The organism is Roseibium sp. RP-7 (assembly GCF_053005225.1).
Genome location: NZ_JBRKQA010000002.1, coordinates 1,289,507 through 1,312,635, shown reverse-complemented (window position 1 = coordinate 1,312,635; position 23,129 = coordinate 1,289,507). Strand labels below are relative to the sequence as shown.

The window sequence follows — 23,129 nt, the reverse complement described above, 5'->3', positions numbered from 1 at the left end:
TTTCAACATGGGCTGTTGACAGCTCATGCGAGGTACCTGTGTGGGCGTACTTGCCTTTGCCCCGGGGTGACCTTGAAACTCCACGCAAGTCCATTTGGCTTTGATCAGGTCAAAAAAAATCCCCCTCCTCGCGTGAGAAGGGGGAAGGTCTGAGCGGAGCATGCGACACAGATTGCTATCTGGCTCCACTCACTCGGAAAGCGAGAAGACGGTCAGACGGGCTCAGCTTGAGCCCTTGTCCGAATTCGGGAAGAACAGCTGCTGGCCGTCGACCTTGTAGTCGGCGATAGCCTGCTGGCCTTCCTTCGACAGCACCCAGTCAACGAACTGCTGGCCAAGATCGGCCTTCACATGGGCATGAACTTCCGGGTTCACCAGAATGATGCCGTACTGGTTGAACAGGATCGGGTCACCTTCAACGGCAACCTTGTAGTCGCCCTTGTTGCCGAAGGAGATCCAGGTGGCACGATCGGTCATGACGTAAGCGCCCATGCCGGTGCCGGTGTTGAGGGTAGCGCCCATGCCGGAGCCGGTTTCACGGTACCAGTCGCCAGACCCTTCGCTCGGGTCGATGCCGGCGGCCTTCCACAGGCGAAGCTCCGCCTTGTGGGTGCCGCTGTCATCGCCGCGAGAGGCAAACGGGGCCTTCGCATCGGCGATTTTCTTCAGGGACTCAACGACATCTTTCGAGCCGGCGACGCCTGCAGGGTCGTTTGCCGGGCCGACGATGACAAAGTCGTTGTACATGACGTCGGAACGGGAAACGCCGAGACCGTCTGCAACGAATTTTTCTTCGGACGGTTTGGAGTGAACGAACAGGACATCGCCATCGCCATTGGCGGCGTTCTTGATGGCCTGGCCTGTGCCAACGGCAACCACGCGGACCTCAATGCCGGTCTTTTCCTGGAAGATGGGCAGGAGGTAGTCGAACAGGCCCGAATTCTGGGTTGAGGTGGTCGACTGGACGACAATGAACTTGTCTTCCGCAAAACTCGGCTGACCGGCAAATACGGTCGTCAGGACGGCGGCGGCAAGCGCCAGAAATGCTCTTCTGATCAATTTTTCCTCCCGGGGTAATCATTCAGGGATTGGGTGTTGGGTCCAAGGTAAAGCCTGCCTTCCCGCCAGGCGCGAACAGGTTCGCTTCTGGGGTTGGCCAGCACTTTTTCGACAGGGCCTGTCTCGACCACTGTGCCGTTCTGCAGAAACACGAGGTCTTCACCGAGGCGTTTTGCCTGGCCTGCATCATGGGTCACCAGAACAACGGTGACACCGCGGGCGTTGGCTTCCAGTACCAGGGACTCGATCGCGGCAGTGGAGGCCGGGTCGAGATTGGCAGTAGGTTCGTCGAGAAACAGGAGTTCGGGATCGCAGGCAAGAGCGCGCACCAGGGACAGGCGCTGCTGCTCGCCGCCGGACAAGACGCGCGCTGGGCGCCGGGCCAGATGACTGAGGCCCGCCGTTTCCAGCGCGGCCTTGACCTTGTCGGCGCGTTCGCTGCCCCGCAGGCCGCGAACGCTCAGGGCGAACTTGAGATTGGCGATAACCGAGCGGCGCAGCAACACGGGACGCTGGAAGACCATAGCCTGCGCGCGTCGGGCGGTGGCGTCCATCCGGCCGCCTTCCCACAGGATAGCGCCTTCCTGCGGCTGAAGCAGACCGTGCATCAATCGCAGCAAGAGGCTCTTGCCGGCTCCGTTCGGGCCCATGATGAGCGTGCGTGAACCGCGTCGGATGGCAACATCGACGTCGTGCAGAAGTTTTTCGCCGCCCGCCGAAAAGCCGAGACTTCTGACATCCAGCAACGGGTCGTGCATTGCCGGGCTACGGCGCGACATCGTGGAGGCAGTGCCTGGTGTGTCGAAAGCTGCGTCACGCATAGGCGGCCCTCGCGGCTGAGGCACGAAGGGCCATGACACCGGCGTTCACGGCAAAGGCGATCATCAGCAGGATCACGCCGAGCGCCAAGGCAAGCTGGAGATTGCCCTTGGATGTTTCCAAGGCGATGGTCGTGGTCATCACGCGGGTAACATGGTTGATGTTGCCACCGACAATGATAACCGCTCCGACTTCGGCAACCGCACGGCCGAAACCGGCCAGCGCGACGGTCAGCAGGCTGTAGCGGGCATCCCAGAGCATGGCTGTCAGACGATCAAAGCGGCCGACGCCGAGCGATGCGAATTGCTCGGAATATTCCCTGTTGAGGTCTTCGATTACCTGGCGTGTCAGCGCGGCGACAATGGGCGTAACGAGCACCATCTGCGCGATAATCATGGCAGTCGGCGTGTAGAGCAGGCGCAGCGGCCCGAGCGGTCCGGATGCCGACAGGACGAGATAGACAAGCAGGCCGACCACGACAGGGGGCAGGCCCATCAGCGCGTTCAAGATGACGGCGACGAGCGTTCTTCCGGGGAAATTGAAAGTGCCGACCGCCGCGCCGAGGGGCAGGCCGATGACGCAGGCGAGAACGACAGCCGTAAGCGTGACCCGCATGGACAGGCCGATGATTTCCATCAAATCCGGATCCAGCGCGATGACCAGGCCAAGGGCTCCAGCAAACGCCCCCCAGAAACTGTCCATTCCTGTCATTTCTCCCTCTCTATGGGAAAAAATAACGTAAAATGCCAAAGAATGAAACTCATGTACGACATGGACACGCACAAAAAAGCCACAGCGGAAGGTGCTGTGGCTTTTTTAGGTAGATCGTGAATTTTATCGGCTTGCCGAGAAACTCCTCAATACAGCCAGCGGGGCAGCCAGGTGGCGAACATCGGGAAGGTCCAGAGGATGGCGACGGCGACGATCTGCAGGATGATAAAGGGAACGACACCGCGGTAGATCTGGCCCGTTGTGATTTCCTTTGGTGCCGCGCCTCTCAGATAGAACAAGGAGAAGCCGAAGGGAGGGGTCAGGAACGAGGTCTGCAGGTTGATCGCGATCAGGACCGTGAGCCAGATCGGGTCGATGCCCATCAAGATCAGAGGCGGGATCAGAACCGGCAGCAGAATCACCGAGATCTCGACGAAATCCAGGAAGAAGCCCAGAACGAAGACGAACAGCATTGCGAAGATCAGTGCGCCTGTCGGACCGCCCGGCATTTCCTGAAGGATGTCGTGGACCCGGTCTTCCCCCCCAAGGCCGACGAAGACCAGCGAGAAGAAGCTGGCCATCAGGATGGTTGCGAAGATCATCGAGGTGACGGTCAGCGTGGACAGCATGGAAGCTTTCAGGAGCCCGTCCGCGAAAGCCTTCCTCAGGATGTGCAGAACGACGCCCAGGGAAAACAGCGCCAGCCCCGCATAGACAGCGGCGATAACGTAGCCACCGGCCGTGACATCGGAGCGTTGCAGGCGTATCGGCAGGATCGATGCGGCGATTGCAAGCGTCAGGAGCGCAGCTGTTGCCAACACGATGAGCTTTGAGGACACCCCGAGACGGCGGCCTGCCAGCAGGATCGCGCCTACGGCACCGACGGAAGCTGCCTCGTTGGGCGAGGCGATGCCGCCGAGGATGGAACCGAGCACTGCAACGATCAGCAGGATCGGCGGCACGATGGCGGCAGCAATCTCCCGGCCTGACGGCTGGTCGACATGTTCCGACATCGCTGGCGCGTCGTTCGGGAACAGGTAAGCCCGGCCGACAATGTAGGCGCAGTAGACGGCGACGAGCAGCAGACCCGGGATCATGGCGGCTGCAAAGGTCTGGCCGACCGAGATCGTCTCGATGGTGAACTTGCCCTGCGCGTATTGCGCCTGCTGGAAGGCATTGGACATGACGTCGGCCAGGATGATCAGCAGTGTCGACGGCGGGATGATCTGGCCGAGCGTTCCGGCAGTACAGACCATGCCGGAGGCAAGTTTGGGGTCATAGCCATTGCGCAGCATTGTGGGCAGGGCGATGAGGCCCATGGCAACCACCGTTGCGCCGACAATGCCTGTGGACGCGGCGAGCAGGGCACCGACCAGCATCACCGAAACACCGAGACCACCTCTCATGCGGCCGAAGAGCCGGCCCATTGTTTCCAGCAGATCCTCTGCGATGCGGCTCTTTTCCAGAATGACGCCCATCAGGACGAACAGCGGGATTGCGGTCAGGACCGGGTTGGTGAGCACGCCGAAGAAACGCTGGCCCATGGCACCCATGAGCTGAATGTTGAAGTCGCCCATCATCCAGCCGAGCAAGGCAAAGCCCGTGGCAACGCCCGCAATGGTGAAGGCAACGGGATAGCCGAGCAGAATGAAGGCGATCAGCGCGCCGAACATGATGAGATCGAGAGGCAGGCTCATGCGCTGACGCCTTTCAGCTTCTGAACATCGCGAATGAAGGCGGCCACACCCTGGATCAGCAGCAGCACGCAATAGGCGGGAATGAGGGATTTCAGGAGGAAGGAGGCAGGAATGCCACCGACGGAAATTGGCCCTTCCAGAATGGCCCAGCTGCCGCGCACGGACGGCCAGGAGAACCAGATCAGCACGACGAGAGCCGGTGTCAGCAGGAACAGGTGGCCGAAGATATCGATCCACGCCTGCGTGCGCTCGCTGTTTCGAGCATAGAAGATGTCGACACGCACATGGGCATTGACGAGGAAAGTGTACCCGGCGCCGAGCATGAAGATCGCCGCGTGGAAATACAGCACGCCTTCATCGAGAAAGATGTAGCTGTAGCCAAAGACATAGCGAAGCAACACGATCGTGAATTGCAGCAGCAACATCAGAAGCGCCGCCCAGCACAGCGTGTTGCCTATTACCGAATTGACACGCTCCAGCGCGCCCGCCAGTTTTTCCATCAAAGTAGCTTCCCGGTTCTTTTGCCCCTTAAGGCTTTCTGCCTGCCTGAACTTGAGATCGGGCATCCCGACGCTTGTCATCCCGGACGGAGCGGAGCGCAGATCCGGGATCCAGTACGCCGCAGCCCCTGTAAAAAGCATGGGCACCGGTGACGACTGGATCCCCGCCTGCGCGGGGATGACAAGTGGAGGGCATTGCCGTTCCATTTCTATAGAGGCGCCACTTGTCCCCTGCCGTCCATCTTCCCAAGCGGCTTAAAACAGATGCCCAAACCTCAATATCCTTATAGGACTTGACCCTGCAGGGCATGCCGTTTCCCCGAAGCGAATTCTGACGCGAAGAGGAACCGAAATGGATCCCAGTGGCTCGCCATGGGACGACGACAGACAGGGCGTTAAAACGCCATCACATCGGGGAAAACAGATTTCCCCGATGTGAGACGTCAACCCGATCAGTCGTAGTTGTAGTCGAGCATACGCGCGTTCATCTGGCCGTTGTCGGCATAGGGCATGTACTCGCGCATCAGCTTGCGGTAGGCGAGGAAGCTTTCGGTGATGCGTTTCACCAGCTCGTCTTCGTCCGCACGCAGTTCGGCGATCACTTCACCGGCGGCATTGCCCATTGCGACGATGACGTCGTCCGGAAGCTTCTTCACCATCACACCGTGATCATTGACCAGCTGGGTCAGTGCCTGGGCGTGCTTGGTGTTGTATTCCGTCAGAACGTCGTTGTAGAGGCTGGCGCAGGCACGCTGCACGGCTTCCTTCAGGTCGTCCGGCAGGGCGTTGTAGGCTTCCAGGTTGACGGCACATTCTTCAGCGGAAGACGGCTCGCCGACACCCGGCCAGTAGTAGTTCTTGGCGATCTGGTAGTAGCCGAGCGCGCTGTCGGTCCACGGACCGATGAACTCGCCGGCATCAAGTGCGCCGGACTGAAGCGCCTGGAACATGGCCGGTCCGCTCATGGCCTGAACCGCCATGCCGAGCTTGGAACACATTTCGGAGGCAAGACCGGTGGACCGGAACTTCAGGCCTTTCAGGTCGTCGGCGCTGTTGATCTCGTTGCGGAACCAGCCAGCCCACTGCGGTCCGGAGTTGCCGCACAGGAACGGCTTCAGGTTGAAGCGGGCATAGATCTCGTCATAGAGAGCCTGGCCGCCACCGTGGATCATCCAGCCGGCTTGTTCGGGAGCTGTCAGGCCGAACGGCTGCGACCCGAACAGCAGGATGCCCTTGGACTTGGAACCCCAATAGGCGGGTACAGCATGGTACAGCTCGGCAGTGCCCTGGCCGACGGCATCGAACACACCGTTGCCCGGGACGATTTCGCCGGCGGCAAAGAGCTTCACCTCGATGCGACCACCGGACAATGCGGTGATGCGGTCCGCCAGCATCTGGGCAGCGACGCCCGGTCCCGGCAGGTTCTTCGGCCATGCGGTGACCATGCGCCACTGGTGCACATCCTGCGCAATGGCAGGTGCGGCCAGGGTGGAGGCCGCAACTGCGGCTGTGCCGGTGGCGCCGGCTTTCAGAAAATCACGTCTTTTCATGGTATTACCCCTCAGTCAAAGGAATGGATCGGAGTGTCCCGCCGTGCTTGATTGTTTCCCCGATATCAACCTGCTTTCATGTTGGACCATGAAAGCAGAAAGTTGATTGCATTATAGTTGCTGGGTCATCTTTCTGCGTCCATCAGGACGCGGGACGACCCAGAATAGCCGGCAGGTTAAGCCCCTGTTCTTTCGCGCAGTCCAGCGCGATCTCGTAGCCGGCATCCGCGTGACGCATCACGCCCGTTGCCGGATCGTTCCAGAGCACCCGACCGATTCGCCGATCGGCATCTTCCGTGCCGTCGCAGCAGATGACCATACCCGAGTGCTGGGAAAAGCCCATGCCGACGCCGCCGCCATGGTGGAGCGACACCCAGGTCGCGCCGGAAGCGGTGTTGAGCAGGGCATTCAGAAGCGGCCAGTCGGACACGGCATCGGAGCCGTCCTTCATGGCTTCGGTCTCGCGGTTGGGCGATGCAACCGAACCACTGTCGAGGTGGTCGCGGCCGATCACGATCGGCGCTTTCAGTTCGCCGTTGCGGACCATTTCGTTGAAGGCAAGGCCGAGGCGGTGGCGCTGGCCAAGGCCCACCCAGCAGATGCGGGCCGGCAGGCCCTGGAAGGAAATGCGCTCGCGCGCCATGTCCAGCCAGTTGTGCAGGTGCTGGTCGTCCGGGATCAGTTCCTTCACCTTGGCGTCGGTCTTGTAGATGTCTTCCGGATCGCCGGAAAGCGCGCACCAGCGGAACGGGCCGATACCGCGGCAAAACAGCGGACGAATATAGGCCGGCACGAAACCCGGGAAGGCAAAGGCGTTTTCCAGGCCTTCTTCCATGGCAACCTGGCGGATGTTGTTGCCGTAATCGAGTGTCGGCACTCCCATGTTCCAGAAGTCGACCATGGCGGCGACATGCACCTTCATGGACGCGCGAGCTGCTTTTTTCACCGCCTTCGGATCGGTCTCGGCCTTGGCGCGCCATTCGGCGACGGTCCAGCCCTGCGGCAGGTAACCGTTGACCGGATCATGGGCGGAGGTCTGGTCGGTGACGATGTCCGGCTTTACGCCGCGCTTCACCAGTTCGGAGAAGACGTCGGCGGCGTTGCCGATCAGCGCCACGGACTTGGCTTCGCCTGCCTTGGTCCAGCGGTCGATCAGTGCCAGCGCCTCGTCGAGGGAGTGGGTCTTTTCGTCGACGTAGCGTGTGCGCAGGCGGAAGTCGGCGCTCTTCTCGTCACACTCCACCGCAAGGCAGCAGGCCCCGGCCATGACGGCTGCAAGCGGCTGGGCACCGCCCATGCCGCCGAGACCACCGGTCAGGATCCAGCGGCCCTTCAGGTTGCCTTCGTAGTGCTGGCGTCCGGCTTCCATGAAGGTCTCATAGGTGCCCTGTACGATGCCCTGCGTACCGATGTAGATCCAGGAACCGGCGGTCATCTGGCCATACATGGCCAGGCCCTTCTTATCCAGCTCGTGGAAGTGGTCCCAGTTGGCCCAGTTCGGCACCAGATTGGAATTGGCGATCAGAACGCGCGGAGCATCCTTGTGGGTCTTGAAGACACCGACCGGCTTGCCGGACTGCACCAGCAGCGTCTCGTCTTCCTCAAGGGTCTTGAGGCTTGCGACGATACGGTCGAAATCGTCCCAGGTGCGTGCCGCGCGGCCGATGCCGCCGTAGACGACCAGCTCATGCGGGTTTTCCGCCACATCCGGATGAAGGTTGTTCATCAGCATGCGCAGCGGGGCTTCGGTCAGCCAGGACTTGGTGTTGAGCTCGGTGCCGGTGGGCGGGAATACGTCGCGGGCGTTGTGGCGGCGATCAGTCATTGTTCGCTCCCTGGGTGTTGTTCTGGAATAAGGATGGCGCGAGGTTTTCCAGCGCGCTCAGGATGTCTTTCAGATGGGCCCGAAGCCGGTCGGCCTTGGCCTCGTCATAGGCAAAGGGCGTGTCTTCGGTGGCAAGATGGGTCTTCTGGGCGAGCTCCATCTGAATGGCGTGAAAGCCTTCGGCCGGTCGGCCGTAATGCCGTGTCGTCCAGCCACCCTTGAAGCGGCCGTTTAGGATCGACGTGTAACCTTCCGCTGCCTGGGTGCAGGCGACGACGGCAGCCTCGATGGCGCTGGCGCAGGTCGTGCCGTTGTTGGTGCCTGTGTTGAAATCGGGCAGCGTGCCTTCGAAGAGGAACGGCACTACGGAGCGGATCGAGTGGCAATCGTAGAGAATGGCGACGCCGTGTTTGGCGCGGACCCGTTCCATTTCCGCCTGAAGGGCAGCGTGATAGGGAGCATGCCAGGCAAGACGCCGGGCCTCGATTTCACCGGTCTCCGGTTCCATGCCGGATTGGTAGATGGGGCGTCCATCGAAATCGGTGGTCGGGCAGAGCGTCGTGGTGTTCTGGCCCGGATAAAGGCTGACGCCTTCCGGATCGCGATTGGCGTCGATCACGTAACGATGGAAGTTCGCCTTCACCATGGTCGCACCGGGCAGGAGATCGGAATAAAGCCGGTCCACATGCCAGTCGGTGTCGGCCAGCTTCAGGCCGGTGTCGTTGAACCTTGCCTTGATGTCGTCCGGAACGAATGTGCCTGCATGAGGCACGCCAAGAACGACCGGGCCATCACCGCGGAAGACGTCAACCGGCTGCATGGGCATCTCCCAGCGTGATCATGTGGCCGGCGGAAATCGCCGAGACCAGCTTGCGGCTGCGGATCAGGCCAGCTGCCGTTTCCAGATCCGGTGCCATGTAGCGGTCCTTTTCTAGGGAAGGAACCACACCGCGAAGAGTGCCCATCACCGTTTGCAGCGAAGCGCTGGTCTTCAGCGGGGCGCGGTGCTCGATGCCTTCGGCGGCACACAGAAGTTCCACACCCAGGATCTGGCTGAGGTTGGCGTTCATGCGGGCAAGACGGCGAGCACCGTGGGCGGCCATGGAAACATGGTCTTCCTGGTTGGCACTGGTTGGCGTGGAATCCGTCGAGCACGGATTGGCGAGATGCTTGTTCTCGCTCATCAGGGCGGCGGTCGTCACTTCCGCGATCATCATGCCCGAGTTCAGGCCCGGATCCTTGGCGAGGAACGGCGGCAGGTCGAAGGAAAGCGTCGGGTCGACCATGAGCGCGACACGGCGCTGGGAAATTGCACCGAGTTCGGCAATGGCCAGCGCAATCTGGTCGGCAGCAAAGGCAACCGGTTCGGCATGGAAATTGCCACCGGAAACGATCCGGTCGGCATCGATCAGTACCAGCGGATTGTCGGTTGCCGCATTGGCTTCGATCTCGAGCGTGCGGGCCGCCATGCGGAGCAGATCGACACAAGCACCGGCAACCTGGGGCTGACAGCGGATGCAGTAGGGGTCCTGCACGCGGGTGTCGCCCTCGCGGTGGCTTTCGCGGATTTCCGAGCCGTCCATGATTGCGCGCATGGCCCTTGCCACTTCGATCTGGCCGCGATGGCCGCGCAGCTCATGGATTTCCGGCAGGAGCGGTGCGGTCGAGCCCATGATGGCGTCGGTGGAAAGGCTGGCGGTCATCAGGGTCGCTTCGGCCAGACGCCAGGCGTCGAACAGGCCGGTGAGCGCACAGGCGGTCGAAAACTGCGTGCCATTGATCAGCCCAAGGCCTTCCTTGGGGCCAAGCACGACCGGGGTCAGGCCCGCCTTGGCAAGGGCTTCACCACCGGGCATGCGCGTGCCGCCGAAATCAGCTTCACCTTCACCGATCAGGACAGCCGTCATATGGGCCAGCGGCGCAAGATCGCCGGATGCACCGACAGACCCTTGCGATGGAACCATCGGCGTGACGTTTCTTTCCAGGCAATCCTCGATCAGCTTCATCACTTCGAAGCGGACACCGGAGGCACCTCGGCCAAGCGAGAGCAGCTTCAGCACCATCATCAGGCGGGTGGTGGTCTTGTCGAGCGGTTCGCCGACGCCGCAGCAATGGGAAAGGATCAGGTTCCGCTGCAGGGTTGCAGTGTCCTCGGGGGCGATCTTGACGCTGGCCAGCTTGCCGAAGCCGGTGTTGACGCCGTAAACGGCCTCGCTGCCCCGGGCCGCCTTGGCAACTCGTTCGGACGCAAGGTTGATCGCAGCTTCCGCCGCGCGGTCGATGCGCACTGGCAGCTCTTCCCGGTAGATGCGTTCCAGATCCGCCAGGGTCACGGAGCCCGGTGTCAGGGTAAGGGCGCTCATTCAGAGCCTCCGAAAATGCGTTTGAAGAGGGAATTGAAGCCGATCCGGTAGGAAAGCTCCGCCGGGTGGTTGACGTTCCAGACAGCCAGATCCGCCCGTTTGCTGGGCGCCAGCGTGCCCTGATCGTCCAGACCAAGCGCCTTTGCCGCTTCGCGGGTGACGCCGGCCAGCGCTTCTTCCGGTGTCATGCGGAACAAGGTGCAGCCCATGTTCATGGTCAGGAGCAACGAGGCGAGGGGAGATGAACCTGGATTGCAGTCCGTTGCCAGCGCGACGGGCACATTGTGCTTGCGCAAAAGATCAAGTGGCGGGAACTGCGTTTCGCGCAAGGTGTAGAAGGCGCCCGGCAAAAGCACGGCAACAGACCCGCTTTCGGCCATCGCCTTGACGCCGGCTTCATCCAGATATTCCAGATGGTCGGCGGAAAGGGCGCCATAGGAAGCAGCAAGGGCCGCGCCGTTCAGGTTGGACAATTGCTCTGCATGCAGCTTCACCGGCAGGCCGATCTGCTTGGCCTTGTCGAACACCTTGCCGATCTGTTCCGGCGAAAAGGCGATGCCTTCGCAAAAACCGTCCACGGCATCCACCAGTCCCTCGGCATGAGCCGCTTCCAACGTCGGCAGGCAGACCTTTTCCAGATAGAGGTCGGCCTTGTCTTTGTATTCGGCTGGAATGGCATGGGCGCCCAGGAAGCTGGTCTTGACGGTGATCGGGCGCAGCTTGCCGATCTTGCGGGCGGTGCGCAGCATGCGCAGCTCCGTTTCCCGGTCGAGGCCATAGCCGGACTTGATCTCGATGGCGGTGACGCCCTCGGCGATCAGGGCATCGACACGCGGCAGGGCAGCTTCCAGCAGCTGCTTTTCGCTGGCTGCGCGCGTTGCCTTGACCGTGGAAACGATGCCGCCACCGGCACGGGCCACTTCTTCGTACGTTGCACCTTGAAGGCGCATTTCGAATTCACGTGCCCGGTCGCCGCCGAATACAACATGGGTATGACAGTCGATCAGGCCCGGGGTCACCAGCCGTCCGCCGATATCATCCGCGCTGAGCGACGCATAATGAGACGGCAGGTCTGCGGCCTTGCCGATCCAGGCGATCCGGCCACCTTCGATCACCAGCGCACCGTCCTCAATCAGGCCGTACGGCTCTCCGTTTGCGGTGAGCGTTGCCAGCTTGGCGTTTGTGAGGAGGCGTTTCAGCACGTCCATCTCCGGCTTGATTAGATTGCGATATAAGATAATATGCATGCACATATTAACGTGTCAACGGAGGAAAAGACGACATGTCGACAGTTTCTGGCGCGACGGTTTTTGCGGAAAAGGCGCTTCTGGCCGACGGCTGGGCGGAAAATGTCGCTGTCTCGATCGGGCCGGACGGCCGGATCGCCTCGGTTAAAAGAGATGCGCAGCCAATCGGCGTACGCGTCGGCATTCTTCTGCCGGCCCCGGTCAACCTGCACAGCCATGCGTTCCAGCGGGCCATGGCGGGCATGAGCGAGCGGCGCGGTAGCGAAAGCCGCGACAGTTTCTGGACCTGGCGCCAGATCATGTTCCGTTTTCTGGACGCCCTGACGCCGGAAGATGTGGAGGCGATTGCCGCCTTTGTGCAGATGGAAATGCTGGAGGCAGGTTATGCCGCCGTTGGCGAGTTCCACTATCTGCATCATCAGCCGGGCGGGGCGCCCTACGCCAATCTGGCGGAAATGTCGGACCGCATCATGGCGGCTGCTTCCGATACCGGCATCGGCCTCACGCATCTGCCGGTTCATTACCAGTTCGGCGGCTGCGACGGACGCCCATTGGCTGCCGGACAGATCCGCTTTGGCAACGACTTCGACCGTTTCCAGAAACTGCACGAGCTTGCGTCCGAGGCGCTCAAGTCCCTGCCGGATGATGCGGTTATCGGCGTTGCCCCGCATTCACTGAGGGCCGTGGATGCCGACAGTCTGAAGAAGGCCGTTGCCCTTGCCGGCGGCAACCCGCTGCACATGCATCTTGCCGAGCAGATCCCGGAAGTGGACGAGGTTCTGGCGGCCACGGGGCAGCGCCCGGTGGAATGGCTGCTTGCCAACCACGCGGTTTCAGAAAACTGGTGCCTGATCCACTGCACGCAGATGACCTCGCAGGAGACCGCCGGTCTTGCTGTGACCGGGGCCGTCGCGGGGCTTTGTCCGATCACCGAATCCAGCCTCGGCGACGGGATCTTCGACGGCGTCGACTACCTGGCCGCGGGCGGCCGCTTCGGCGTCGGCTCGGATTCCAACATCCGCATCGCGCTCTCCGAAGAGCTGCGCACGCTGGAATATTCCCAGCGCCTGCGGGATACCTGCCGGGCTTCTGTTGCAACGAAGGAAAAGTCCACCGGTCGGGTCCTCTTCGACGGCGTCGTGGCCGGTGGTGCGCAGGCGGCGGGGCGTGCGGCGGGCAGGATATCGGAAGGATCGCTTGCCGATCTCGTCGCACTGGATGGTACCGCCATCGACCTGGAAGGCCGGGAAGGCGACGAAATTCTTGATGCCTGGATCTTTGCCGGTGACGACCGGATGGTCGCGGAGGTCTGGTCCGCCGGCCGGCATGTTGTTTCCGGCGGAAACCATGTAAAAGGCAACGCCATCCGCGTGAAATACCGGGCCACCATGGCCTCGTTGCGCGCCAGACTGTGAAGAACGACTTTGAAGAACGACTTGAACGGGTAAGACGACTTGGCGCTTGCGGACACAAATTCCTGGACGGGCATTCGCGAAGAACTCCTTCGGCGGATCCATGACCGGATCTGGCAGCCGGGGGAGCAGATCCCCCATGAGGCCGATCTTGCGGAAGAGTTCGGCTGCGCCCGCACCACCGTCAACCGTGCTCTCCGGGACTTGGCCGAAAGCGGACTTGTGGTGCGCAAGCGCCGGGCGGGAACGCGTGTTGCGCTCAACCCGCCTCAGCGCGCGACGCTCACCATTCCGATCCTGCGTGAAGAAGTCGAAGCGCTTGGCCGCACCTACCGGCACAGCCTTCTGGAAAAGGATCTCCGGCCCCTGCCGCCCATGTTGCACGGCGCGTTCCAGGTGACGCTCGGCGCGGATGTCCTGTTTTTAAAGACGCTGCACTTTGCAGACGACCGGCCTTATGCCTTCGAGGAACGCTACATCAACCTGGAAGCAGCTCCTGCGGCGCGTGACATGACGTTCGAGGACGTCAGCGCCAACGAGTGGCTGGTGCACAACGCGCCCTACAGCCACGGCGACATTTCCTTCTTCGCCGTCAATGCCGACAAGACCCTGTCGCGCAAACTGGATGCCTCCACGGGCGCAGCCCTCTTTGCGATGGAACGCATCACCTGGACCGGCCCCCTGCCGATCACCCATGTCCGCCTGATCTTCGCCCCGGGCTACCGGATGCGGACGGAGATCTGAACGGGGAGGGGCGTTTTCCGACGTCTCCAGCAAGGTTGTTCAAATACCGGCCGGGCATGGCTCCGCTCATTGCGATTGCGCCCCTTAGAGTTGTAACTGGGTCGGCAATCAATTAGGGTTGGATTCTGAAAGTTTGTTAACTAGTTGATTTATTTTAATTTTCGGATTGGAAAACAATTTCTGTCCTGACCAGCCCGAGCAATAGAGGGGTTGAAGAAAATCATGACCGTTGTAGGCGATGAGGTCATCAAACTCCTGGAACTGGGAGATGTCTTCCGATGGGTTACCGACGGGGAGCGGGCAAAAGCTCTGGAACTTCTTGAACGTGACACGAGGTTCGATGCAACAATCACGCAATTGCAATCCGGGAAAGTTCTGAGAGATTTTTTTACAAGGTACTTCAATCAGCAAAGCGCTCCTTCGCTTTACGACGCGGTAATGCTGATGGCAGCGAAAGCCGGGCCTGTCTCAGTTTCCAGCATCGAAAACAACCTGGCTGGTTTCTTCTTTTTCGACCGGGATGCTTCAATCCTCAACGCGCAATTTGGCAATCCGGCAAAGGTGTTCGGGCTTGCAAACGATCTTGCCGACAGCATGCGCAAGTACGGCTTGCTTTCGATCAGCACCAAGAAACCCATCAGCAGTGCGACTATTCCCTCAAGTGCATCCGCGTCTTTCTCAGGCAGCGGTGCAACGGGACGCGACATCTTCAATCACCGCGTTTCTGCGTTCGACCAGGCACGCATCCTCTATGAGCAGAAGACAAATCCGCAAGGTGATCCTGGCGCATCCGGTCCCGTGTCGCGCAGCTACTCCAATCCGCTCTGGAATGGTCTTACTGTTCCCAGTTCCGCCAGTGAACGTCTTCGGCAGGCCGCGCGCATTACGAGTTTGCCGATCTCCACATTGTTTGAGCCGATTTACCTGAACGGTCGCCCGTCCCGGGGAGCCGTGATGAACGCTGCTGCAAAAACCTATAATCTGACGCCGGAAGTCATTGGAGCGATCGTCTTGGCGGAACAGCGTGATCAATCTCAAAACGAAGACATGCTCGACTACACCGCGGCGACGCATTCGGTCTCAAGGCGCACAACCTCTGTAGGCCTTGGTCAGGTGCGCGACGACACTGTTGCACGCACGGATCTGTTCTCCGGGTTGCTTGAACACAAACGGAGGCAAGGTCTCGACGGCGCGCAGATCGCGACGCTTCTGACGTGCGACGAGTTCAACATCTTCGCTGTTGCGAAATACATCAGGTATGTTGCCAATCTCGTCGGCAAAAAGACAAAAACGGACTTGCCAAGAACCGCCGCTGCGTTTCCCGGCATCAATTTTGCCGCCTATGCGCAGCATGCCAGGAACTGGCCCGCGGACAACGTTGCGGCGCTTGGGTCCGAATACACCTCACGGCCGTGGGACGACAGGGTGACCGGTTGGGGAAGCTTTGTCGGTGAAGCTCATTCCGACATGTCAGGCGCCAAGATATCATGGTGAAGTGGCTGAAAATATTCCCCTTTCTGGTTCCGTTTATTCTGGCGTCCTGCAATGCCGAGCAGCAAAGAGTGATTGAGATGAAGACTGAAGTTGTCGACGGCCTGCAGTTTGGCGTACCCGAAGGACGCAAGGTCGAAACAGGTGCCGATCACATTCTGCTTTTGCCGGAACAGGCTCTGCGCGAAGTCGATGAAATCGCCATTTGGACCACCGCGCCGCAGCCGGTCGCCGGAGGGGTCGACACCGAAGGGACCGATCCCGCCCCGCACACCTTGACGACAGTCGAAGGTGGCATGGGCGGCCCGGAATATACCCTCACCATTCCCAAACAAATTGCAGACCGTCAGGCCTATGTCCGCGCCTATATCCAGTCGGAAGGCGGAACACCGGCGTTCGACGAGGCGTGGCAGGTTTGGCAAAGCCTGGCGGCCGAGAAGTAACCGACAGGGTCTCCGCAGGAAGTGAGGGAGGGGCTCTGCGCACCCCTCAACACGCACAAGATGAATATTTCTGTGCTCGCTTTTTGATCGGCGCCGCCTTCTGCACGTCCTGAGCAGTCGCCTAAGGCCAGCAGTAGCCCGTCTCAGAAGGACGGGATACCGACAGCTTCCTTGGCTTTGTCCGTGAGGGTGTCCTTTACTGCATCCACAATGTCTTCCTTGAGCGGTGTCTCGTGGATATTGCGTTCCAGCAAACGGCTGGAAGACAATTCCCGTGCGAGATAGAACGCAACGGCGCGTCCGCCAAAACCCTTCGAGAAGTTGGCTTTCTGCTGATAGATCGGGTTGCCTCCGCGCAGACCATAACGGCGTGCGCGTTCCATCAGGCCCATCACGAACTGGTAACGTTGCAGACCGCTCATCTGGCGACCATGCTCGAGACCGGCATTGTAGAAGAACCTCTCTCCCGGGACCTTGTCGTGAAGCGCGTAGTCGTGCCCTGGAAAGAGCGCCGCCGCCACGCCGTTTGCGAACCCTTCATAATACTTCTTGCGCAGCTTACGAACCCGCTCGTTTTCCGGATGGAGTTCCTTGAGGGGCTTGAGCAAGGTCTTCAAGAGCGCCTTGTGCGGCGTCAGGAGCCCGCCGCCACCGTCAATCGCCTCGCCCACGAGAAATCCCGTCAATTCCTTTTGCAGATCGAAATCCTGCGAGTTCGGGACGTGGTTCTGGACGCGGCGGTAAATCATTTCGCGTGCCTGGACGACGAGTTTTTCACCCTCCGGAATGTCGATATTGCGGTTGTCCCATCGTCGGTCGAGGATGGTGCGGCGCTGACGGCGCTCCTCCTGCCTGTGCGCGCGTTCCACCACATCGCCGATCAGTGCATCCCGGAACGGAGCCAGGATAAGACCAGGCTTGGCGCCATCGAACATGAAGTTGAAGCCGCGAGGGCCAGGCTTGTGGCAGCCGACATATTCTCTCAGGTACCAGTTGATCTCGGCGGGGTCATAGGTCTCGAAGTTGGCATAGGCCACTTCTTCGGCAGGGATGCCGTCGCAGAACTTGCCGATCGTCTCCCAGCTGTCGCCGGCGCCGACAGGCATAACGACTCCGCACCTCACCCAGACGCCGTCGCGCTTTTGTTCCACACGGTTGTGGGGAAAGTAGTTCCTGGGGATGGGGTTCTTTGGTTTTCTGATTTGAACGTGCATCAGATTTACACCTCTATTTCGGTATCACTTGAGTTCTCGTTGAGAGGCTGGATATCACGCGTCCTGCAGGTCGCACTTGTGCGGCATGTCACTTGACTTGAAGGCGGCGGTTTTGAGTTTTGGGGGAAGATTTTGGCCGTTTTTGAGGGCTCAGGGGGAGGGTATGATGCCTCCTCTACCGGTATTCCGGGTGGGTCACGGCGTGGCTGCGCGGTAAGATCCGGGCCCTGGATAACCTATTGCCTTGGGCGCTTTGCCGTATTCAAAAACTGAGACTATTGCGCTCTTGTGAAAGCGCCTTTGCTTGCGCTGGCAGCGCTGGATTGCAGATCAGCGCGCAGAAGCCTGCTCTTTCTGGATCCAGTCCAAAAACACCTTGGAGGCAGGCGTTTCCGCGTAAGGTGGCGGGGTCCGGACGAAGTAGGCTTCACTCAGGGGCGCCTGATGTTCAAAGGGACGAACAAGGTCACCGCTTCGGAGGAGGTCACCGACGAGCGTGTCGTGTGCGAGGACGAGGCCCGCACCGTTCAAGGCTGCCGAAATCGCGATCACATAGGTCGATGCCAGATTGACCTCGGCTTCCCTTGCAAAGGACCTGCCTTGCGAGTTCATCCAACCGGACCAGGAGCCGGTGATGCCCGCGCAGTCGAACAGCCTGCCGCTCTCCAGTGAGCGCTCTTCTTCAGGCAGGCCGGGTGAGCAGACCGGATAGCATTTTTCCTCGGCAAGCCGAATGGCGGCGGTCGGCATGTCCTCCGGACGGGCGAAGCGGATTTCCAGAGAGGCATCGGCCGCGCGCTTTTCGGTGTCCCAGATCGATGTCACGATATTGAGCGTCAGCCAGGGAAATTCTTCGTAAAGCCGGCGAAGGCGCGGGGCCAGCCAATAGACGGAAAAGGCCAGATTGCACTGAAGCGTCAGGTTGCGCCCCAGGTCACTGCCGGTGACAAGCTGCGTGCTCCTTGTGATCAGGTCGAAGGCTTCACGCAGGCTCGGCAGATAGGTTTCCCCTTCGAGCGTCAGTTCCAGGGCACGCGTCTTGCGCACGAAAAGACTGCAGCCGAGCAAGGTCTCGAGGCTGCGTACATGCTGGCTGACCGCGGACTGGGTCAGGTTCAATTCCTGCGAGGCACGGGTGAAGCTGAGATGGCGCGCAGTGGCCTCGAATGCCCGCAACCAGGCCAGCGGCGGCAATCCAACCGTCTTCATGCGTGCACCTCACTCATTCATCAACTGACATAATGCGTATTAATTTTATTAATGCAACGCCATCGAATATATTGTTTGTCAATGTTGAAAGCGCTCCCTAGCGTCGAAGAGAAAGCGAGGGAGACAGTGCATGCTGCGTGTTGCAGAACATTCGAACATCACTCACTGGGCGGAGCGGATCGACCTGGCGGCAGCATTCCGCTGGACCGAGCGTCTTGGAATGCACGAAGCTGTCGCCAATCATTTCAGCCTTGCCGTCAATGACGAAGGCACGGCTTTTCTGGTAAACCCCAGTCAGCGGCATTTCAGCCGGATCAGGGCATCCGACCTGATTTTGCTGGATGCAAATGACCCGCAAACGCTGGAACATCCAAACGCTCCGGACCCGACTGCCTGGGGATTGCATGGCGCCATCCACCGGCAATGCCCACATGCGCGCTGCGTCATGCATGTGCATTCGGTCCATGCCACGGTTCTGGCCTGCCTTGCCGACAGCACTCTGCCGCCGATCGACCAGAACACCGCGACTTTTTATGGCCGCTTCGCAATTGACGAGAACTATGGCGGGCTTGCTTTCGAGGAAGAAGGCGAACGCTGCGCGACGTTGCTTCGCGACCCGAAGATCAAGGTGCTGATCATGGGCAACCACGGCGTTCTGGTCGTCGCCAGTACTGTCGCAGAAGCCTTTGACCGCCTTTATCATTTCGAACGTGCTGCAGAGACCTACATTCGGGCACTGCAGACCGGAAAACCATTGCGCGTTCTCAGCCCTGAGATTGCCGAGAAGACCGCGCAGGAAATTGAAAATTATCCGGGCCTTGGGCACGACCACTTCGCCGAATTGAAAGCCATTCTGGACGACGAAGGCTCGAACTACGCCAGCTAGGCACCGGCACGGCCCAGGCTGCGGACGCAAAGGCAGCGGACACTCGAAACAAAATCATGCAAGGCCCGATGGTGACACCGCCGGGCCGGGCGGACGGAATTTGCCGAAATTCCGGTTATCGCGACTGGCCGTCCGTATCGGCCAACAAGTTGAACTGAAACCTATCACGCTCATCAAGGAGAACCATGGAATGGGAGAGGCCTTTACGCCGCAAAACCGACTGGCAGTCTCGCGGCGAAGCGTTCTCGGGGGAACTGCTGCGCTCGGCGCCACGGCTCTCGTATCGTCTCTTGGTATCGGGCCGGCTGTTGCCCAGCCCAAAAAAGGCGGAACGATCCGCTTCGGGATTGCCTCGGGCAATACCAACGACACGTACGATCCGGCAGTTTGGGACAACACCTATTCGCAGGTCTTCGCCTTTGCCCGCAACGGCTACCTGGTGGAGATCGCCTCGGACGGATCCCTCGTCGGGGAAGTGGCGGAAAGCTGGACGTCATCTCCCGATGCAAAGGTCTGGACGTTCAAGATCCGCAGCGGTGTCGAGTTCCACAGCGGCGGTACCGTGACACCTGATGATGTCGTTGCCTCGATCAACTATCACCGCGGCGCGGACAGCAGTTCGGCTGCCAAGCCCTTCCTTGCACCGGTTACCGACATTGCCAGCGACGGCGATACCGTCGTCTTCACGCTGGATGCAGGCAACGCCGATTTCCCTTATGTGGTGAGCGACTACCATATGCCGATCCTGAAGTCTTCGGATGGCAAGATCGATCCCACCAGCGGTGACGGGTGCGGTCCGTACAAAGTCACCAACTTCAAACCCGGCTACATCGCCGAGCTCACGCGCAATCCGAATTACTGGAAATCGGACCGTGCCCATTTCGATGCGGTTGTCCTGATGGCCATTGTTGATCCGGCAGCGCGGCAGGCTGCACTGATGACCGGAAATGTCGACGTCGTTGACCAGGTGGATCTGAAGACGGTGCATCTGTTCCAGCGCGCTCCGGGTGTCCAGATCGTCTCGGCGACCGGTGGTCAGCACTATACGTTCGCCATGGACACACGGGCAGCGCCCTTCAACGACAACAATGTCCGCATGGCCTTGAAATACGCCATCGACCGGCAGGAACTTGTCGACAAGATCCTCTTTGGCTATGGCTCGGTTGGCAACGACCACCCGATCAGCCCGGCCAACCGCTTTTACGCAGCCGATCTTGAGCAGACGAGCTATGATCCGGACAAGGCGAAATATTATCTGAAACAGGCGGGCCTCAGCTCGCTGGATCTGCAACTCTCCGCCTCCGACGCTGCTTTTGGCGGCGCTGTCGATGCAGCAGTGCTCTATTCAAGCAAGGCAGAGGCGGCCGGTATCAACATTCAGCCGGTACGCGAGCCCAATGACGGTTACTGGTCCGATGTCTGGATGAAGAAGCCGTTCTGCGCGGTCTACTGGACCGGACGCCCGACCGAGGACGCGACCTTCACGCTCGCTTACGCTGCCGGGGCGCCGTGGAACGACACCTATTGGGACAACGAGCGCTTCAACCGGCTTCTGAGCGAAGCGCGGTCCGAACTCGACGAAGCAAAGCGCGCGGATATGTATCGCGAGATGCAGAACATCGTCAGGACCGATGGCGGCACCATCATCCCCATGTTCGCAAGCTACGTGATGGCACTCAGCGACAAGGTCAGTCATCCGGAAAAAGTCGCCGCAAACTGGCCGCTCGACGGTCTGCGCGCTACGGAGCGCTGGTGGTTTAGCTGAGTTCGTCTTCTCAAATCTGAAACATTTTTGACTGGCACCTTGCACCTGGTTTCCCGCTGGGTGGCAGCTTCGCTTCGGACCATCGGGAATGGCGGCGGTGAGACGTGCGCTAATAAAAAACGCCCTCATCCGGAAGGAGAGGGCGTTTTCGTTTCTTGCGGTGTTGGCAGCGATCAGTCGATGACCGAGCCCTCTTCGTCCTTCTTCATGTGACGCATGCGGGCCTTCAGGACCTTGCCGAAGATGATCGGCAGGACGAAGCCGATGATGGCCATGCTCCACAGGGTCAGCGACAGCGGGCTGTCGATCAGGGTGAACCAGTCGCCGTTGCTGATGGTGATCGCGCGGCGCAGGTTGTTTTCCATGGCGTTGCCGAGCAGCGTTCCGAGGATGATCGGGACCAGCGGCACGTCAAGCTTGCGCAACACCCAGCCCAGCACACCGAAGCCGACCATGACCAGAAGGTCGAAGGAGGAGCCGGAGATGCCGTAGATGCCGACGAAGCTGACCATGGCGACGATGGGCATGAGGATGCGCGGCGGGATCAACAGGACGCGGGTGAAGAGACCGATCATCGGGATGTTCATGGCCAGCAGCATGAAGTTGGCAATGAACAGGGCCGCGATCAGACCCCAGACCACATCCGGCTGCTGGGTGAACAGCAGCGGGCCCGGCGTGATGTTGAGCGCCAGCAGAACCGCCAGCAGCACGGCCGTGGTCCCGGAGCCGGGAACGCCGAGGGCGAGCATCGGCACCAGCGCACCGCCCGCGGCGGCGTTGTTGCCGGCTTCAGGCGCGGCGACACCGCGCGGGTCGCCCTTGCCGAAGGTGCCTTCCTTGTCGACCAGTTTCTTCTCGAACGTATAAGAGATGAACGAGCCGAGCGACGCGCCGGCACCAGGCAGAACGCCGGCAATGAAGCCGAGCAGACTGGTGCGCAGCATGGTCGGGGTGCAGGACTTCAGCAGCGAGAAGCTGGGCATCAGCCGGCCGACGGTAACCTTGCTGGAGTTGGCGTCGGCATTGCCGTGGCGGTGTTCCAGGAACAGGAAGACCTCGGACAGAGCAAACAGGCCGACGATGGCAACCAGAAAGTCGATCCCGTCGTAGAGGTGCACTTCGCCGAAGGTGAAGCGCGGCACGCCGGTCTGGGTGTCGACGCCGACGGTGGCAAGGCCAATGCCGAGCGCGGCTGCGAAGGCGGTCTTGGCCTGGTTGGTCGAGGCAACGCCGCCCAGGGTGGCGAAGGCCAGGGTGAACAGGGCGAAATATTCCGCCGGACCGAACAGAAGCGCGATCTTGACCAGCTGCGGTGCCAGCAGGATCAGGCCCCAGGTGGCCAGGAAGGCACCAACGAAGGAGGCAACGCCCGACAGCGAGAGGGCCTCGCCTGCGCGGCCCTGCTGGGCCATCGGGTAACCGTCGAGACAGGTCATCATCGCCGGTTCGTCACCGGGAATGTTCAAGAGGATCGACGAGATACGCCCGCCGTACATGGCGCCGTAATAGACCGACGTCAGCAGGATCAATGACGGCGTGGCGCCAAGACCGAGCGTGAAGGCAAGCGGGATGAGGATAGCGACGCCATTGGACGGGCCAAGGCCCGGCAGGGCGCCCATGATGGTGCCGAGAAAACAGCCGAGCAGGGCCAGCAGCAGGTTCTGCCAGGTCAGCGCGATGATGAAGCCGTCGGCCAGTGAAGAGAGAGTTTCCATGGCGATGCTCCGTTAAAAGCCGAACGGGCCCTTGGCCAGGGACAGGCCAAGAACGAGGTGGAAGACCGCATAGATGCCGAGCGAAGTCAGGCAGCCGGTGATAAGCGAGCCGATCGGTGAAGAGCCGAGGCGCCAGGTCAGATAGGCAGCGGCAATGGCTGTCGCGATGATGAAGCCGGCTTCCGGCAGAAGTATCGCGTAGAGGATCATCGCCAGCACTGCCATGGCGACTTCAAGCAGACGCGGCAGCGACGGCCATTCCGGGGCGACGTCGGGTTTCAGGAAAATCGCCAGCGACGACAGACCCAACACGGATGCGATGATCAGGGGGAACGCCTTCGGGCCGACGGCGTCGGACAGAAAGCTTTCTTCGATGACAAGAGCGGCCCAGGCATATCCCAGCGCGAGAAGTAGCCCGACCGCGCCAAAGATGCGGTCGCTCATGGATACCTTCCTAATAGCGGCTCCTCCCCAAGTCC

Annotated in this window: 20 protein-coding genes; 6 read left to right on the top strand and 14 right to left on the bottom strand. The window is 60.6% G+C overall.

What is annotated here, in order from left to right:
- Positions 1-222: 222 nt before the first annotated feature.
- The 10 genes from ACVDG9_RS20700 to hutI form a co-directional block, all read right to left on the bottom strand.
- Complete coding sequence (locus tag ACVDG9_RS20700) at positions 223-1,059, bottom strand: ABC transporter substrate-binding protein (RefSeq protein ID WP_023003120.1); 837 nt, start codon at positions 1,057-1,059, stop codon at positions 223-225.
- The gene (locus tag ACVDG9_RS20695; RefSeq protein WP_208997658.1) at positions 1,056-1,880 is read right to left on the bottom strand and encodes an ATP-binding cassette domain-containing protein; all 825 of its coding nucleotides are present in this window, start codon (positions 1,878-1,880) and stop codon (positions 1,056-1,058) included. Before ACVDG9_RS20695 ends, ACVDG9_RS20700 begins: the two co-directional genes overlap by 4 nt.
- Positions 1,873-2,580: an ABC transporter permease gene (locus ACVDG9_RS20690; RefSeq protein WP_055656232.1), complete on the bottom strand. Its 708-nt coding sequence runs from the start codon at positions 2,578-2,580 to the stop codon at positions 1,873-1,875. Before ACVDG9_RS20690 ends, ACVDG9_RS20695 begins: the two co-directional genes overlap by 8 nt.
- A 155-nt stretch (positions 2,581-2,735) precedes the next feature.
- Positions 2,736-4,286, bottom strand: a complete 1,551-nt coding sequence (locus ACVDG9_RS20685) for a TRAP transporter large permease (protein ID WP_062487310.1) — start codon at positions 4,284-4,286, stop codon at positions 2,736-2,738.
- Complete coding sequence (locus tag ACVDG9_RS20680; protein WP_447238854.1) at positions 4,283-4,786, bottom strand: TRAP transporter small permease subunit; 504 nt, start codon at positions 4,784-4,786, stop codon at positions 4,283-4,285. The genes ACVDG9_RS20685 and ACVDG9_RS20680 overlap by 4 nt, the downstream gene beginning before the upstream one ends.
- 452 nt (positions 4,787-5,238) lie before the next feature.
- Entirely contained in the window at positions 5,239-6,336 is a 1,098-nt protein-coding gene (locus ACVDG9_RS20675; RefSeq protein ID WP_023003125.1) for a TRAP transporter substrate-binding protein, read from the bottom strand.
- 142 nt (positions 6,337-6,478) lie between these two features.
- Positions 6,479-8,161 carry a urocanate hydratase gene (gene hutU / locus ACVDG9_RS20670; RefSeq protein ID WP_447238853.1) on the bottom strand — a complete coding sequence of 561 codons (1,683 nt, stop codon included), beginning with the start codon at positions 8,159-8,161 and terminating at the stop codon, positions 6,479-6,481.
- Entirely contained in the window at positions 8,154-8,981 is an 828-nt protein-coding gene (hutG, locus tag ACVDG9_RS20665) for an N-formylglutamate deformylase (protein ID WP_447238852.1), read from the bottom strand. Before hutG ends, hutU begins: the two co-directional genes overlap by 8 nt.
- Positions 8,968-10,524: a histidine ammonia-lyase gene (gene hutH, locus ACVDG9_RS20660; protein WP_152505636.1), complete on the bottom strand. Its 1,557-nt coding sequence runs from the start codon at positions 10,522-10,524 to the stop codon at positions 8,968-8,970. The genes hutG and hutH overlap by 14 nt, the downstream gene beginning before the upstream one ends.
- Entirely contained in the window at positions 10,521-11,732 is a 1,212-nt protein-coding gene (gene hutI / locus ACVDG9_RS20655; RefSeq protein ID WP_447239045.1) for an imidazolonepropionase, read from the bottom strand. The genes hutH and hutI overlap by 4 nt, the downstream gene beginning before the upstream one ends.
- A gap of 74 nt (positions 11,733-11,806) precedes the next feature.
- Here hutI and ACVDG9_RS20650 point away from each other — a divergent pair, with 74 nt between their 5' ends.
- The 4 genes from ACVDG9_RS20650 to ACVDG9_RS20635 all read left to right on the top strand — a co-directional run bounded on the left by ACVDG9_RS20650 (position 11,807) and on the right by ACVDG9_RS20635 (position 15,861).
- Positions 11,807-13,186: a formimidoylglutamate deiminase gene (locus tag ACVDG9_RS20650; protein ID WP_447238851.1), complete on the top strand. Its 1,380-nt coding sequence runs from the start codon at positions 11,807-11,809 to the stop codon at positions 13,184-13,186.
- Between the two features lie 39 nt (positions 13,187-13,225).
- Positions 13,226-13,927, top strand: a complete 702-nt coding sequence (gene hutC / locus ACVDG9_RS20645) for a histidine utilization transcriptional repressor HutC (protein ID WP_023003131.1) — start codon at positions 13,226-13,228, stop codon at positions 13,925-13,927.
- Between the two features lie 222 nt (positions 13,928-14,149).
- Positions 14,150-15,421 carry a hypothetical protein gene (locus ACVDG9_RS20640; protein ID WP_447238850.1) on the top strand — a complete coding sequence of 424 codons (1,272 nt, stop codon included), beginning with the start codon at positions 14,150-14,152 and terminating at the stop codon, positions 15,419-15,421.
- 77 nt (positions 15,422-15,498) lie between these two features.
- Complete coding sequence (locus tag ACVDG9_RS20635; protein WP_139314069.1) at positions 15,499-15,861, top strand: Tsi3 family protein; 363 nt, start codon at positions 15,499-15,501, stop codon at positions 15,859-15,861.
- Positions 15,862-16,004: 143 nt separating this feature from the next.
- On the opposite strand, the gene ACVDG9_RS20630 is transcribed toward ACVDG9_RS20635, so the two are convergent.
- Both ACVDG9_RS20630 and ACVDG9_RS20625 read right to left on the bottom strand, forming a co-directional pair.
- The gene (locus ACVDG9_RS20630; RefSeq protein ID WP_055656214.1) at positions 16,005-16,967 is read right to left on the bottom strand and encodes a hypothetical protein; all 963 of its coding nucleotides are present in this window, start codon (positions 16,965-16,967) and stop codon (positions 16,005-16,007) included.
- 438 nt (positions 16,968-17,405) lie between these two features.
- On the bottom strand, positions 17,406-18,284 hold the full coding sequence (locus ACVDG9_RS20625; protein WP_447238849.1) for a LysR family transcriptional regulator: 879 nt from the start codon (positions 18,282-18,284) through the stop codon (positions 17,406-17,408).
- A 130-nt stretch (positions 18,285-18,414) separates the two neighbouring features.
- Here ACVDG9_RS20625 and ACVDG9_RS20620 point away from each other — a divergent pair, with 130 nt between their 5' ends.
- Positions 18,415-19,170 carry a class II aldolase and adducin N-terminal domain-containing protein gene (locus tag ACVDG9_RS20620; RefSeq protein ID WP_447238848.1) on the top strand — a complete coding sequence of 252 codons (756 nt, stop codon included), beginning with the start codon at positions 18,415-18,417 and terminating at the stop codon, positions 19,168-19,170.
- Positions 19,171-19,360: 190 nt separating this feature from the next.
- Positions 19,361-20,935, top strand: coding sequence for an ABC transporter substrate-binding protein (locus ACVDG9_RS20615; protein ID WP_077291908.1), 1,575 nt, complete (start codon positions 19,361-19,363; stop codon positions 20,933-20,935).
- Positions 20,936-21,108: 173 nt separating this feature from the next.
- On the opposite strand, the gene ACVDG9_RS20610 is transcribed toward ACVDG9_RS20615, so the two are convergent.
- Positions 21,109-22,650: a tripartite tricarboxylate transporter permease gene (locus ACVDG9_RS20610; RefSeq protein WP_023003138.1), complete on the bottom strand. Its 1,542-nt coding sequence runs from the start codon at positions 22,648-22,650 to the stop codon at positions 21,109-21,111.
- Positions 22,651-22,662: 12 nt separating this feature from the next.
- Positions 22,663-23,094, bottom strand: a complete 432-nt coding sequence (locus ACVDG9_RS20605; protein WP_023003139.1) for a tripartite tricarboxylate transporter TctB family protein — start codon at positions 23,092-23,094, stop codon at positions 22,663-22,665.
- Between the last annotated feature and the right edge of the window lie 35 nt (positions 23,095-23,129).